The sequence below is a fragment of the Oerskovia sp. NPDC056781 genome, from assembly GCF_042789955.1.
Classification (GTDB): Bacteria; Actinomycetota; Actinomycetes; order Actinomycetales; family Cellulomonadaceae; genus Oerskovia; species Oerskovia rustica.
This window is the reverse complement of the sequence record NZ_JBHUAD010000104.1, coordinates 1-13527: the sequence shown is the minus strand read 5'-3', so window position 1 is coordinate 13527 and position 13527 is coordinate 1. Positions and strand designations below refer to the sequence as shown.

Below are 13527 nucleotides of genomic sequence, written 5' to 3'. Positions count from 1 at the left end.
GCTCTGCGGCCCGCGCCGTGCGCCCGGCACGGCAGGTCGTCGGATGACGATCAAGATGGTTCTGGGGGCTTTGCCCAGCGTACGCCGGGCCGGGCGACGCACCGAAATGTCGCCGACACACAGCATACCGCATTTATCTTGACGTCAAGATATCGGCTGGGGCGCGAACGGGCGCAGACCCTCCCGCGAGCCGCGGCGTGAGCACGCGGTACACGGCCTCGATCGCGACCCAGCCCACGAGCACCGCGACGGTGATGACCACGGCCTCCTGCGCCGTCGGGACCTGGAGCGCGAAGAAGTCCCGCACCCACGGGACCGCGACCGCCAGCACCGCGCAGGCCGCGAGCGCCACGATCAGCGCGACCTTCCACCCGTTGAGCGGGCGGGCCTGGATGCCCACGATCCACAACGACACCCCGACGAGCACGAGCGTCGCGGCCGAGCGGGCGTCGTCCGTCCCCACGAGCGGGCGCAGATACCCGTACACGGTCAGGATCCCGGCCCCGATCACCACGCCGGCCGGGACCGCGAAGCTCAGCACGCGCCGCAGGAACCCCGCGAGGTAGCGGCGGTCGTTGGGGGGCAGCGCGAGGAAGAACGCCGGGATGCCGATCGTGAGCGAGCCCGCGAGGGTCATGTGCCGGGGCAGGAAAGGATAGGGCCACACGAGCAGCACGACCGAGACCGCGAGGATCGCCGCGTACGTCGTCTTGGCGAGGAACAGGCTCGCGACGCGCTCCATGTTCGCCATGACCCGGCGCCCCTGCCCCAGGACCCCGGGAAGCGTCGCGAACCGCCCGTCGACCAGCACGACGCGCGCCACGGCCTTGGTCGCGGGCGCGGCGTTGCCCATCGCGATCCCGAGGTCCGCGTCCTTGAGCGCCAGGGCGTCGTTGACGCCGTCCCCCGTCATGCCGACCACGTGGCCGCGCGACTGGAGCGCGTGCACGATCGCGCGCTTCTGCTCGGGCGTCACGCGCCCGTACACGTCGTGCACCCCGACGACCTCGGCGAGCTCGTCGGGGTCGGTCGGGAGATCGCGCGCGTCGAATCCCTCGACCGGGACCCCCTCGCCGTGCAGGCCGACCGAGGTCGCGATCGCCGCGACCGTGGCGGGGTTGTCGCCCGAGACGACCTTGGCCCGGGTCCCCTGGCGCCGGAAGTACTCGAGCGTCTGCGCGGCGTCGGGGCGGATGCGCTCCCCCAGGACGGCGAGCAGCGCGGGGACGAGGTCGGGCGGGAGGGACGCCTCCGCCGTCGGGAGGCCGCTCGGGGCGTGGGCGAGCAGGACCACGCGCGCGCCCGTGCCGGCGGCCTCACCGACCGCGGCGAGCGCGGTCGTCGCGGCGACGTCCGTCCGTCCGGCGAGCAGGATCTCTGGTGCGCCCAGCACGAACGCCCCCGCCCCCGTCAGCACCGCGCTCCACTTGCGCGCCGAGGAGAACGGGACGGATCCCGTCACCGCTGCGGGCGTCGTGCCCGCCAGCCCGTCGGCGAGCGCCCTGGAGGTCGCGTTGCCGTCGGGGTCGGCCGCGAGCGCCGCGAGCGCCTCGCGCGCGCCCTCGACGGGGGCGAGGGGGCGCAGCGCGGTCAGGGCGACGTGCCCGTCGGTGAGGGTTCCGGTCTTGTCGAGGCACAGGACGTCGACGCGCGCGAGGATCTCGACCGCGGGCAGCTCCTGCACGAGCACCTTCTGGCGTGCGAGCAGCGTGGCCGCGATCGCGAAGTTGAGGGAGGTGAGCAGGACAAGCCCTTCGGGGATCATCCCGACGACGCCCGCGACCGCAGCGACCACGCCGTCGCGCCACGTCCCGTCCGCGATCGACGCGCGCACGCCGCCCGTGTAGTTGAGCTGGCTCCAGAAGAGCAGCAGCGAGATCGGCACGATCCCGAACGAGACGACCTTGAGGATCTTGTTCACGCCCTCGCGCAGCTCGGAGCGCACGACCGAGAACTTCTTCGCCTCGGAGGTGATGCGCTGGGCGTACCCCTCCTCGCCCACGCGCACCACACGGCACACGGCGGCCCCCGCGACGACCGTCGACCCGGAGAGCACCTCGTCACCCACCGCCTTGTGCACGGGGCGCGACTCCCCCGTGAGCATCGACTCGTCGACCTCGAGCCCCGTGACCTCGAGCACCTGCGCGTCGGCCGGGACCTGGTCGCCCGTCCCGACGAGCAGCACGTCGCCCTGCACCACGTCGTCGAGCGCGACCTGGTGCTCGGCCCCGTCCCGCACCACCCGGGCGGAGGGCGCGGTGAGGATCGAGAGCCGGTCGAGCGTCCGCTTGGCCCGGTACTCGGTGACGATGCCGATCCCCGCGTTGATGACCACCACGAACCCGAAGACCGCGTCGGGCCACCGGCCCGTGAGGAGCACGAGGGTCACGGCGACCGCGAGGATCAGGTTGAAGAGCGTGAAGACGTTGGAGCGCAGGATCGCGGTCAGCGAGCGCGAGGTCGAGCGGTTCGTCCGGTTGGTCTGCCCGGCCCGGACGCGCGCGGCGACCTCCTGGGCGCTCAGCCCGCGTCCGGCGTCGTGAGGCGCCGTCCCGTCGACGGACCCCGTCCCCCGGCCCGACGGCGGAGCGTCCGCCGGGCCCACGGGTCCGGTCGCGAACGTGTCGTCGTCGGCGAGGCTGCTCACCCCTCGATTGTGCCCGCCGCCGGGCGCCGTGCCCTGTCGAGGCCCGATCGCGCGCGCCGGCGCGTCACAACCACCTGTGGCGCTTGAAGATCGCGTACAGCGTGAACCCCATCGCGACCATCGCGAGGATCGCGAGCGGGTACCCGTACACCCAGTCCAGCTCGGGCATCCGTGCGAAGTTCATGCCGTAGATCGTGCCCACGAGCGTGGGCGCGAACAGGATCGCCGCCCAGGACGAGATCTTCTTGACCTCCTCGCCCTGCGCGAGGCTCGTCTCGGAGAGCCTGCGCATCTCCTCGTTCTGGTGCTGCGCGACGAGCGTGGCCTGGACCATGAGTGCGTTCTGCAGGAGGACCCGGAACGAGTCGGCCTGCTCCGCGAGCCGCAGCGAGTGGTCGAGCACGTCGCGCAGGTTGCGCTGGAGCTCGATGTCGACGCCGTACTTCTCGGAGCCGCGCTCGAGCGCCTGGAGGATGCCCACGACCGGGTGGGTGGCCCGCTGGAAGGCGATGACCTCGCGCGAGAGCTCGTAGATCCGTCGCGAGACGGCGGGGTCGCCGCTGAAGAGCTGGTCCTCGATCTCGTCGATGTCGTTCTGCAGCCCGGCGACCACCGGGGCGTACTCGTCGACCACCTGGTCGAGCACGGCGTAGAGGATGGCCTCGGGCCCGCGCCGCAGGAGCTCGGGCGTCGCCTCCAGGCGACGGCGGACCGCGCCCACGTCCGGGGACTCCGCGTGACGGACCGTCACGACGTAGTCGGGCCCGACGAAGACGTGCAGCTCGCCGAACTCGACGCGCTCCTCGGCGTCCAGGTAGCGGGCCGGCCGCAGGACCACGAAGAGGTTGTCGTCGTAGCGTTCGAGCTTGGGACGCTGGTGGGCCGCGATCGCGTCGTCGACGGCGAGGTGGTGCAGCGAGAACTCGTCGGCGACCGCGCGGATCTCGGCCTCGCTCGGCCGGTAGAGGCCGATCCACGCGAGCCCGTGCCGCTCCCGCAGCGTCTCGAAGGTCTCGTCGAGGCTCGACGGGTTGGCCGTGCGCCGCCCGTCGACGTAGACCGCGTTGTCGACGATGCCCATGTTGCACTCCTCGGGTCGGTCGCGTCCGTCCGGAGCGCGGCGACCATCATGACAGGCGGGCGGCCTAGTCCTCGTCGAGCGTCGTGGCCGACGGTTCTCCGGTCAACGGTGTGACGCGGTCCGGGGCGTCCTTGCGCGGCCGGTAGACGACCTGGGCGTGGAAGACGAAGCGCAGGAGGAACGCGACGACCAGGGTCAGTGCCTGCGCCAGGACCGGGGGCATGCCCGTCAGGACCACGAGCCAGTGCAGGAAGGGCAGCCGGACCGCAGCCTCGATGCCGTTGAACGTGAAGGACTGCGCCGCACGCTTCCACACGCTGCGACCTTCCGAGCGCAGGTCGTGGAACACGAAGTGCTCGAGGAGCAGGAAGTTCGTGACGATCGTGACCGCGGCAGAGACGACCGCCGCCGGCATGTAGTGGACCCCGAACTGCTCCAGGCCCCACATGATGGCCAGGTTCAGCACCGCACCGAACGCGCCGACGAGCGCGAACGTCGACATCCGACCGAAGCGCAGCGCCGTGAGCTGCTGCAGGTACCGCAGCCCGTTCGCGAACGTCGCCTTGGACTGCCCCGCGAACCGCTCCCCGAACACGAACGGTTCCTCGACGACCACGACCTTGTTGCGCGCCAGGATCTCGAGCAGGATCTTGAAACCCCTGGGGCGCAGGGCGGCGAGGTCGATCGAGCCGGTCCTGACCGCGAAGAACCCCGTCATGGGGTCGGTCACGTTGCGCAGCCGCAGGGGGAACATCGACCTCGCCAGGAGCGAGGACGCCGTCGAGACCAGGTGGCGCCATCGCCCGTCGAGCCCGCCCGCGTCCCCGCCGCCCACGTACCGCGAGGCGACCACGACGTCGGCCCCGGTCGACGCGGCCGTCTCCAGCAGGACCGGGACCATCTCGGGCGGGTGCTGCAGGTCCCCGTCCATGACCACGACCCACTCGCCCCGCGCAGCCTGGAGACCCTCGACCACCGCCCCGCTGAGGCCACCGACCGGTTCCGGACGATGCAGCAGTCGCACCGGCATCCCCGAGGACGCCGCGACCCGCCGGATCACGTCCGGCGTGTCGTCCTGCGAGTCGTCGACGAACAGCACCTCCACGTCGAGCCCGTCCGCCGCGTCGCCGATGCGGCGGACGAGCTCGCGGACGTTCGGTCCCTCGTTGAACGTCGGGACCACCACGGTGACCTGCATGTGCCCTCTTCTGCTCGTCGGGCCGGCGGGTACCGGCACGTCCACCCATCGTCTCCCGGGACGGGTCCGGGCGACAGGCGAACGCGCCCGGACAGGGCCGGACGGGGCGGGCCGGACCGGGCCGCACGCGCGGACGCCGGCACGACGCTACCTGCCGGACCCTCCGGGCAGCCCGCGGCTCACCGCGTGAGGACCGCGACCGCCTCGACGTGGTGGGTGTGGGGGAACAGGTCGTACCCGGTGACCGACTCGACCGCGTACCCGTGCTTGGCGAAGTAGGCGATGTCGCGGGCCAGTGCGGCGGGGTCGCACGCGACGTAGACCACGCGGGGGGCCTGGAGCGCGGCGACGGCGTCGACGACCTTGCGGCCGGCGCCGGTGCGCGGCGGGTCGAGGACCACGACGTCAGCCGTCGGCGCGGCGTGGTCCTTGGCCGCGAGCACCTTCTCGACCGGGCCGTGGTGCAGCTCGACCTGGGGCTTCTCGAACGCGTTGCGGCGGGCGTCCTTGACGGCCCGCTCGTCGCCCTCGATCGCGACGACCCGCCCCGTCTCGCCGACGGCGTCGGCGAGCGGCAGCGTGAAGAGGCCGGCGCCCGAGTACAGGTCGACCACGGTCGCCTCGTCGAGCGGGCCCGCGGCCCGCAGCACGGCCTCCGCGAGCAGCGCGGGCGCTTCGCGGTGGACCTGCCAGAAGCCGTCGGCCGCGACACGGTAGGAGTGCTCGGTACCCGCGACCGTCACGGTCTCGGTGACCGCCCGGCGGGCGTGCGGCCGACGGTCGATGTGCCCCGAGTGCCACACGACGCCGTCGACCAGGAGGATGGGGTCGGCACCGCCCGCGGGTGCGACGAGCTCGAGACGGGTCCCGGGGCGCCAGCGGCGCGTGAACACCTCTTCGGCCTCGGCGAGGGCCGCGACCTCCGGGGTCGCGAGCGGCATCTCGTCGAGCGTGACGACGTCGTGCGAGCGGAACACGCGCATGCCCGCACGGCCCTCGTCGTCGGCCACCAGGTCGATGCGGGTGCGGTAGCCGAGACCACCGCGCTCGTCGTCCCCAGGCACACCCTCAACCTCTACCTGAAGGTCAAGGCCGGCCAGGCGCTTGAGCTGCTCCTGGAGGACTGCGGCCTTCCACCGGCGCTGCGCGGGCAGCGACACGTGCGAGAGCTCGCCACCGCCCGCTCCCCCGGGGCCGGCCGCGGACCAGGCCGCAGGAACGCGGTCCTCGGAGGCGTCGAGGATCTCGACGGCGTCGGCGCGCCAGAACTTCGCGTCCTCACCGTCGTCGGTGATCCGGGCCAGGACCCGCTCGCCCGGCAGCGCGTGCCGGACGAAGACGACGCGCCCGTCGAGTCGCGCGACGCAGTGGCCGCCGTGCGCGACAGGTCCGACCTCGAGCTCGACCAGAGGTTGAGGCTCGGGGGCGTTGGACGTGGGGTTCAGGGTTTCAGACACCCCCCTAGTATCCCGGACGCGAACTGCTCCGGGCTCCGGACCGTTCGCCGCCCGGGCGTGGGCCCGCACACGTTCTCGGGCGGACCCGCGAACGACCCTTGCGTCGCGCGGGTCGCACGGGGGGCGCAGGGGCGCTCAGTAGCGGCGGTTGATCCGCTGCTGGGCCGCGAAGTTCTCCTTCTCGAGCCCCGTCTGCCCCTTGGTCGACGACAGCTGCCACGGCACCGAGGCCACGACGACGCCGGGGGTGAACAGGAGCCGGCCCTTGAGCCGCAGCGCGCTCTGGTTGTGCAGCAGGTGCTCCCACCAGTGCCCCACGACGTACTCGGGGATGTAGACCACGACGAGGTCGCGAGGGCTCTCCCGACGGATCGAGCGCACGTAGGACAGGATCGGGCGCGTGATCTCGCGGTACGGCGAGTCGAGCACGCGCAGCGGGACCGGGAGGTCGAGCGCCTCCCACTCCGCGGTGAACTCGGCGACCTCCTCGGGGTCCACGCCGACCGTCACGGCCTCCAGGACCGAGGGGCGAGAGGCACGGGCGTAGGCCAGCGCCCGCATGGTCGGCTTGTGCAGCTTGGAGACCAGGACGAGCGCGTGGACACGGCTCGGCAAGGCGCGGGCCGCTGCCGGGTCCTCCCCGAGCGTCAGCTCCTCGCTCACCGAGTCGTAGTGCTTGCGGATCGCGCGCATGAGCACGAACACGAAGGCCATCGCGAGGATCGCGATCCAGGCACCGTGCGTGAACTTCGTCAGCAGCACGATGACCAGGACCGTGCCCGTCATGCCGAAGCCGATCGCGTTGACGACGCGGGACCGCTTCATCTTGGTGCGGAAGCGCGGGTCCGGGGTCGTGCGCAGCTCCCGCGTCCAGTGCTTGATCATGCCGAGCTGCGAGAGCGTGAAGGACACGAAGACGCCGACGATGTAGAGCTGGATGAGGCGCGTGACCTGGGCGTCGAAGGCCCAGATCAGGGCGATCGCCGCGACCGCGAGCGTCACGATCCCGTTCGAGAACGCGAGCCGGTCGCCGCGCGTGTGGAGCTGGCGCGGGAGGTACCCGTCCTTGGCCAGGATCGAGCCCAGCACGGGGAAGCCGTTGAACGCCGTGTTCGCGGCGAAGACGAGGATCAGGCCCGTCACGGCGGCCACCAGGTAGAAGGCGAGAGGGAAGCCCTGGAAGATCGCCTGGGCGAGCTGGCCGATGACCGGGTCCTGCACGAAGTCGGCAGGCACGGGTTGACCGTCGATCGTGAGCTGCTCGGCCGGGTTCTCGGCGAAGTGCACGCCGGTCTTCTGCGCGAGGAACAGGATCGCCATGATCATGAAGGCCGAGATCGTGCCGAGCAGCGCGAGCGTCGTGGCCGCGTTGCGCGACTTCGGCTTCTTGAAGGCCGGGACGCCGTTGCTGATGGCCTCGACGCCCGTGAGCGCGGCACAGCCCGACGCGAACGCCCGGGCGACCAGGAACGCTCCCGCGATCCCGGTCAGCCCCTGGTCGAAGTGGCTCTCGGCGACGAGCTGGTAGGACGCGCTCTCGGCCATGGGCAGGGTCCCCGTGGCGTACCGGACGAAGCCGACCACGGCCGTCATCCCGATCGCGAACATGAACAGGTACACCGGGATCGCGAAGAACGACCCGGACTCCTTGACCCCCCTCAGGTTGACCAGCGCCAGGAGGACCACGAGCGTGATCGCGAACGCCGCCTCGTGACCCCGCAGGAACGGCATGGCTGCGGCCGCGTACTGGGCCCCCGAGGAGATCGACACGGCCACCGTGAGGACGTAGTCGACCATGAGCGCCGAGGCCACGCCGACGCCGGCCGTGGGGCCGAGGTTGACCGTGGCGACCTCGTAGTCACCGCCGCCCGACGGGTAGGCGTGCACGTTCTGGCGGTACGACGCGACCACGGTCAGCAGGACCACGACGACCGCGAGACCCACCCACGGGGAGATCGTCGTGGCCGCGAGGCCCGCGATCGAGAGGGTCAGGAGGATCTCGTCGGGCGCGTACGCCACCGAGGAGAGCGCGTCCGAGGCGAAGACCGGGAGCGCGATGCGCTTCGGCAGCAGGGTGTGCCCCAAGTCGTCGCTGCGGACGGGACGTCCGAGCAACAGGCGTTTGGCGGCATCAGCGATATCCGACACGTTGGCCCATGCTAGGCCCTCCAGGAGCCGTTGACCCCTCGACCGCCCTGGCGAATCTCGGCGAAGGTTTGCCGCGTCCTCCTCGGACCCGCCGTCGGGCCACGATCTGTACCTGCAGGGCGCGGGCGCGCGGTAGCGTTTCGTCCGTGCACTTCGTGATCATGGGCTGTGGCCGTGTCGGCGCCACCCTCGCCCAGTCTCTCGAGAACCGCGGCCACTCGGTCGCCGTGGTCGACCAGAACCCCGACGCCTTCCGACGGCTGCCCGCGGAGTTCTCCGGCAAGAAGGTGACGGGCCTGGGATTCGACCGGGACACCCTGATCCAGGCAGGGATCGAGGACGCCTACGCGTTCGCCGCGGTCTCCGACGGCGACAACTCCAACATCCTCGCGGCGCGCGTGGTCCGCGAGACGTACGGCGTCGACAACGTCGTGGCCCGGATCTACGACCCCCACCGCGCCGAGATCTACCAGCGCCTCGGCATCCCGACGGTCGCGACCGTCCGGTGGACCTCCGACCAGGTGCTGCGCAGGATGTTGCCCCTCGGCGCGACCGACGAGTACCGCGACCCCTCCGGGCAGGTCCGGCTCGCGCAGACCGACTTCCATCCCGAGTGGGTCGGGCGCTCCGTGGCGACGATCGAGTCCGCGACCGGGTCGCGGGTCGCGTTCCTGGGCCGGTTCGGTGAGGGCGTCCTCGCGACCCCCGGTACCGTCCTGCAGGAGAACGACGTGCTGCACGTGCTCATGCGCGCCGCCGACGCGCCCACGGTCGAGCGCCTCCTCACGCACGCCCCCAAGATCGAGGAGAACTGATGCACGTCGTCATCGTCGGAGCAGGCTCGGTCGGGCGCTCGATCGCCCGTGAGCTGCTCAGCCACGACCACGAGGTCATGATCATCGACAAGCAGCCGGCCGCGATGCGCGTCGCGCAGGTAGCCGACGCCGACTGGCTCCTCGCGGACGCGTGCGAGCTCTCGACCCTCGCCGAGGCCAAGGTCGACGAGTGCGACGTCATCGTCGCCGCCACGGGCGACGACAAGGTCAACCTCGTGGTCTCGCTGCTCGCGAAGACCGAGTTCGGGGTCCCGCGGACCGTCGCGCGCGTCAACAACCCCAAGAACGAGTGGATGTTCGACGAGTCCTGGGGCGTCGACGTCGCGGTCTCGACGCCCCGCATCATGACCTCCATGGTCGAGGAGGCCGTGGCGGTCGGCGACCTGGTCCGGATCTTCACGTTCCACCAGTCGGGCGCGGACATCCTCGAGCTCACGCTGCCGCCCGACTCCCCGCTCATCGGTACGCGTGTCGGCCAGGTGGACTGGCCTCAGGACACCGTGCTCGCGGCGATCGTCCGCGGGACCCAGCCCATCGCGCCGAGCATCGACGACACCCTCGAGATCGGCGACGAGCTGCTCATCGTCACGGGCCGCGACGTCGACGAGGCCGAGCTCCTGCGGGTACTGATCAACCCCTCGCCCGACGAGGACACGGGGATCGTCGACGAGACGACCGGCCTGCCCGTCTGAGGAAGGCGGTCGCCCCTACCCTGTCCGCGGCCCCTCGGGCTTCGGACGCGGTAGGGCCCCGAGCTCGCCGGGCGCCGCGGTCTCAGCCCTTCTCGGGGACCGACTCGGCCGCGTGAGGGCGGCGGACCAGCAACCAGGTCAGCCACAGCGTCAGCGCCCACAGCGGGATGCCCATGACGAGACGGGCCGTGCCCAGCCAGGCGACCGCGTCCTCGCCGGCCATGAACAGCGGGACCTGGACGGCGAGGCGCAGCGCGAACATCCCGACCCACAGCCACGTCGCCAGCGCGTACCGGCGCATGAGCGCCGCGTCGGTGCGCCAGCGCTGGGCCCACGCCCGGAACGCGCCGGGAGCCGGCTCGTCCTGGTCGTCTTCGGCGCTGCCTGCGCCGCCCACGTTGCTCTCGACGCGCTCCTGCGGGGCGACGTGCGCACCCGAGGTCGTGGCGACGTCGGGCGCGTCGCTCGCCGCGACCGCTGCCTTGACCTTGTCCCCGTCCGTCCAGCCGCTGCGCAGCGCCTCCACGACCAGGCCCACCACGGGCCACCGGACCAGCACCGAGACCGCCATCGCGACCAGGTACGCCGCGTTCGTGAGCAGCCCCGCCGCGTAGTAGTTCTGCGCCTCCCCGGAGCGCCACGCCCACAGCACGCCGATCGCGACGCCCAGGAAGCCGCCGAACGCCTGCGTGACGGGCGTGCGCTGCACGAGGCGCGCGGCCACGGCCACGAGCGCGACCGCGACCGACGCGACGAGCGCGGGGCGCAGGGTGTTGCCCGTCGCGATGAACACGACGACGAACACGAGGCCAGGAGCCATGGACTCCACGAGCCCCCGCACGCCGCCGATCGTCTCGGCGAGCGAGAACGACTCCCCCGCCAGGGCGCGCACGCCGCGCGCGGCCCCCTCGTCCGGAGGGACGACGTCGTCGATCGCCTCCGCGACCTCCTCGACCTCCTGGGCGGGGTCCACCGGACCGCGCTCACGCGTGGGCTCGTGCGTCATGTCGTCTCTCTCGCCGGCAGGAAGGGTCACGGACTCACTCGCCTGCGCGGGGGCGCAGCTCGTAGCGGGGGTTGAACATGGTGCGCCGGCCCGCGATCTCACAGACCAGCCCCTCGACGCGGACGCGACGTCCCGGCTCGACGCCGGCGATGCGGCGACGACCGAGCCAGACGAGGTCGAGCGAGCCCGACCCGTCGTAGAGCTCGGCCTCGACCGTGGGCACGCCCTCACGGGGGCGCAGGATGACCGAGCGCATGACGCCCGAGACGGTCGCGCGCTTGCGGTTCGCAAGGTCGGAGACGGCCGAGCACCCGACCTGGCTGGCCGAGTCGTGCCTCTCCTCGTCCGCGGCGATCTCCTCCTGGGAGGCCAGCACGGAGTGCAGCGCCTGACGCAGCGTCATGGTCAGCGCCTCTCGGTGATCTCCGGCCCGCGCGTGAGCGGGTCGAAGGCCGGGAGCGAGGGAGCGGCGCCCTCGGGGGCGGCGGCAGCGGGACGCTGCGCCTGGCCGGGAAGGTGCATCGCGAGGAGGTCGCGGGGCGGGCGCGCGTTCTGGTCACGGACCACGACGATGTTCGCGAAGACCGACTCGAGCAGCCGGGCCGCCTCCGGGTCCGCCGCGGCCTTGCCCGTCAGGACACCCCGCAGGAACCAGCGCGGGCCGTCGACACCGACGAACCGGGCCGCGCGGAAGCCCTTCTGACCGTCCGGCCCCGTGGCCGGGAGCTTCGCGAGCAGCTCGCGACCGAACGTGCCGGGGATGTCGTCGACCGTCCCGCCCTGCTGACGCACGGACTCGGCGATCTCCTCGCGGATCTCGTCCCAGATGCCCATGGTCTTGGGGGCCGCGAAGGCCTGGATCTGCAACGCGGAGCCGTTGACCGCCACGGCGGCCCCCGTGATCTTCTGCGTCTTCTTGTCGACCTCCATGCGCAGCTCCATGCCCGGGACGCCCGGCAGCCAGATGGCTCCGAGGTCCGCGCGGGCCCCGAGCTCGCTCACCTGCGAGGAGTCGAACGGGCCACGAGTGCCCGCCGCGGGCACGACCGGCGCCTGGGTCCCCGGGGTGCCGACCGCGTCTGCTGCGGTCTCCTCGGTCCCGGAGCCCTCGGCGGCGACCGCTTCGTCGCTCGACTTCTGCGACGCACTACGCCGGAACAAACCCACGGACGTTCTCCTTCAGCTCTTCGCCGTGTCGACCATCGACCACGGCTCGTTCGGGACGGCAGAACCGACCCCTGCTCCTACCACCCTAGACCGCTGCGCCGCCCGCGTGACCGTCCTCGGCCACGGGCGAACACCCCGGCGTCACGGGGCTCACTGCGCGGCGACCCACCCGCCGCTCGACCCGAAGCCGCCCTCGCCGCGGTGCGAGCCGGGCAGCCGCTCGGCCTGCAGGAAGCGCGCGTGCTCGACCTTCTGGATCACGAGCTGGGCGATGCGGTCACCACGGTGCAGCACGACAGGGGTCTGCGGGTCCGTGTTGTGCAGGACGACCTTGATCTCGCCGCGGTAGCCCGCGTCGACGGTCCCGGGGGCGTTGACGATCGTCAGGCCGTGCCGGGCCGCGAGGCCCGAGCGAGGGTGGACGAACGCGGCGTAGCCGTCGGGCAGCGCGATCGCGAGCCCCGTCGGGACGGTCGCGCGGCCCTGCGGCGCGATCTCCACGTCCACGGTCGTCACGAGGTCCGCGCCGGCGTCGCCTGGGTGGGCGTAGGCGGGGACGGGGGTCACGTCGTCGAGGAGCTGGACCAGCACCTCGACGTCGCCCGGTCGGGCGGGCACGGGCGCGAGAGCGGTCGGAGCCGCCGGTTCGTCGATGGGCACCCGCAGAGCCTAGTCCGCGGCGGGCGGACCCGCGAACCCCCTCGGGTGCCGGGCCGTGCTCGCGCTCCCTCCGGACGCGCGGCGTGCACGCCGGGCGGACCTGGGATGATGGGCTCATGCCTCAGCCTGCCCCTGACTACAGCGAACGCCTGCTCCCCGGCCCGGGCGGGTGGTCCGCCGCCGTCGCCTTCGCCGTCATCCTCGGTGTGGCGCTGTGGCCCGTCGACGACGTGCTGTCGATCAGCACGGCGGTCGTGGCCCTCGTGGTCCTCGTCGCGCTCGCGTGGTGGACCTCCCCCGTGGTCTCGGTCTCCCCCGGCACGGACGGCCTGTGGACGCTGCGCGCCGGCCGGGCCACGATCCCGACGTCGCTCCTCGGGACCACCACGGTGCTCGACCGTGCGGCCATGACCCGCGAGCTCGGCCCCTCGCTCGACGCCCGGGCGTACGTCTGCCTGCGGGCCTGGGCCCGGACCGGGGTACGCGTCGAGCTCGTCGACCCGGCCGACCCGACCCCGTACTGGCTCGTCTCCACGCGGCACCCCGCCGAGCTCGCCGCGGCCCTGGCCGCGAGCGCCCCGGCGAGCGGTCCAGGGGCTCCGGGCGCCACGACCGGCGCCGGGCCGACCCCCCGC

12 protein-coding genes are annotated in these 13527 nt (G+C 72.4%); 3 read left to right on the top strand and 9 right to left on the bottom strand.

Going from position 1 to position 13527, the window contains the following annotated elements; translation table 11 throughout:
* Positions 1 to 133: 133 nt before the first annotated feature.
* From ACFRCR_RS10735 to ACFRCR_RS10715, 5 genes are all read right to left on the bottom strand, one after another.
* Positions 134 to 2647 carry an HAD-IC family P-type ATPase gene (locus ACFRCR_RS10735; RefSeq protein ID WP_377677416.1) on the bottom strand — a complete coding sequence of 838 codons (2514 nt, stop codon included), beginning with the start codon at positions 2645 to 2647 and terminating at the stop codon, positions 134 to 136.
* 64 nt (positions 2648 to 2711) lie between these two features.
* Positions 2712 to 3728, bottom strand: coding sequence for a magnesium and cobalt transport protein CorA (locus ACFRCR_RS10730; RefSeq protein WP_377677414.1), 1017 nt, complete (start codon positions 3726 to 3728; stop codon positions 2712 to 2714).
* A 64-nt stretch (positions 3729 to 3792) separates the two neighbouring features.
* Positions 3793 to 4926, bottom strand: a complete 1134-nt coding sequence (locus tag ACFRCR_RS10725) for a glycosyltransferase (protein ID WP_377677412.1) — start codon at positions 4924 to 4926, stop codon at positions 3793 to 3795.
* 179 nt (positions 4927 to 5105) lie between these two features.
* Positions 5106 to 6383, bottom strand: a complete 1278-nt coding sequence (locus tag ACFRCR_RS10720) for a class I SAM-dependent RNA methyltransferase (protein WP_377677410.1) — start codon at positions 6381 to 6383, stop codon at positions 5106 to 5108.
* Between the two features lie 135 nt (positions 6384 to 6518).
* Positions 6519 to 8531 (bottom strand): APC family permease, encoded by a 2013-nt coding sequence (locus tag ACFRCR_RS10715; RefSeq protein ID WP_377677409.1) that lies wholly within the window; start codon positions 8529 to 8531, stop codon positions 6519 to 6521.
* 161 nt (positions 8532 to 8692) lie between these two features.
* On the opposite strand from ACFRCR_RS10715, the gene ACFRCR_RS10710 reads away from it, so the two are divergent.
* Both ACFRCR_RS10710 and ACFRCR_RS10705 read left to right on the top strand, forming a co-directional pair.
* Complete coding sequence (locus ACFRCR_RS10710; protein WP_377677420.1) at positions 8693 to 9346, top strand: potassium channel family protein; 654 nt, start codon at positions 8693 to 8695, stop codon at positions 9344 to 9346.
* A complete protein-coding gene (locus ACFRCR_RS10705; protein WP_377677407.1) occupies positions 9346 to 10059 on the top strand; it encodes a potassium channel family protein in 714 nt (237 codons plus the stop codon). The genes ACFRCR_RS10710 and ACFRCR_RS10705 overlap by 1 nt, the downstream gene beginning before the upstream one ends.
* Positions 10060 to 10141: 82 nt before the next feature.
* On the opposite strand, the gene ACFRCR_RS10700 is transcribed toward ACFRCR_RS10705, so the two are convergent.
* The 4 genes from ACFRCR_RS10700 to dut all read right to left on the bottom strand — a co-directional run bounded on the left by ACFRCR_RS10700 (position 10142) and on the right by dut (position 12886).
* A complete protein-coding gene (locus ACFRCR_RS10700) occupies positions 10142 to 11065 on the bottom strand; it encodes a DUF3159 domain-containing protein (RefSeq protein ID WP_377677405.1) in 924 nt (307 codons plus the stop codon).
* Positions 11066 to 11099: 34 nt separating this feature from the next.
* The gene (locus ACFRCR_RS10695) at positions 11100 to 11468 is read right to left on the bottom strand and encodes an OB-fold nucleic acid binding domain-containing protein (protein WP_138824289.1); all 369 of its coding nucleotides are present in this window, start codon (positions 11466 to 11468) and stop codon (positions 11100 to 11102) included.
* 2 nt (positions 11469 to 11470) lie between these two features.
* Positions 11471 to 12232, bottom strand: a complete 762-nt coding sequence (locus tag ACFRCR_RS10690; RefSeq protein WP_377677403.1) for a DUF3710 domain-containing protein — start codon at positions 12230 to 12232, stop codon at positions 11471 to 11473.
* Between the two features lie 150 nt (positions 12233 to 12382).
* Entirely contained in the window at positions 12383 to 12886 is a 504-nt protein-coding gene (dut, locus tag ACFRCR_RS10685; protein WP_377677418.1) for a dUTP diphosphatase, read from the bottom strand.
* Positions 12887 to 13008: 122 nt separating this feature from the next.
* Here dut and ACFRCR_RS10680 point away from each other — a divergent pair.
* The coding region (locus ACFRCR_RS10680) for a DUF3093 domain-containing protein (RefSeq protein WP_377677401.1) at positions 13009 to 13527 on the top strand (519 nt) is incomplete at its 3' end.

Excerpts from the sequence above, each read along its gene's own strand:
- ACFRCR_RS10705 (WP_377677407.1), top strand. The coding sequence starts at position 9,346 with ATGCACGTCGTCATCGTCGGAGCAGGCTCGGTCGGGCGCTCGATCGCC.
- ACFRCR_RS10725 (WP_377677412.1), bottom strand. The coding sequence starts at position 4,926 with ATGCAGGTCACCGTGGTGGTCCCGACGTTCAACGAGGGACCGAACGTC.
- ACFRCR_RS10700 (WP_377677405.1), bottom strand. The coding sequence starts at position 11,065 with ATGACGCACGAGCCCACGCGTGAGCGCGGTCCGGTGGACCCCGCCCAG.
- ACFRCR_RS10730 (WP_377677414.1), bottom strand. The coding sequence starts at position 3,728 with ATGGGCATCGTCGACAACGCGGTCTACGTCGACGGGCGGCGCACGGCC.
- ACFRCR_RS10710 (WP_377677420.1), top strand. The coding sequence starts at position 8,693 with ATGGGCTGTGGCCGTGTCGGCGCCACCCTCGCCCAGTCTCTCGAGAAC.
- ACFRCR_RS10695 (WP_138824289.1), bottom strand. The coding sequence starts at position 11,468 with ATGACGCTGCGTCAGGCGCTGCACTCCGTGCTGGCCTCCCAGGAGGAG.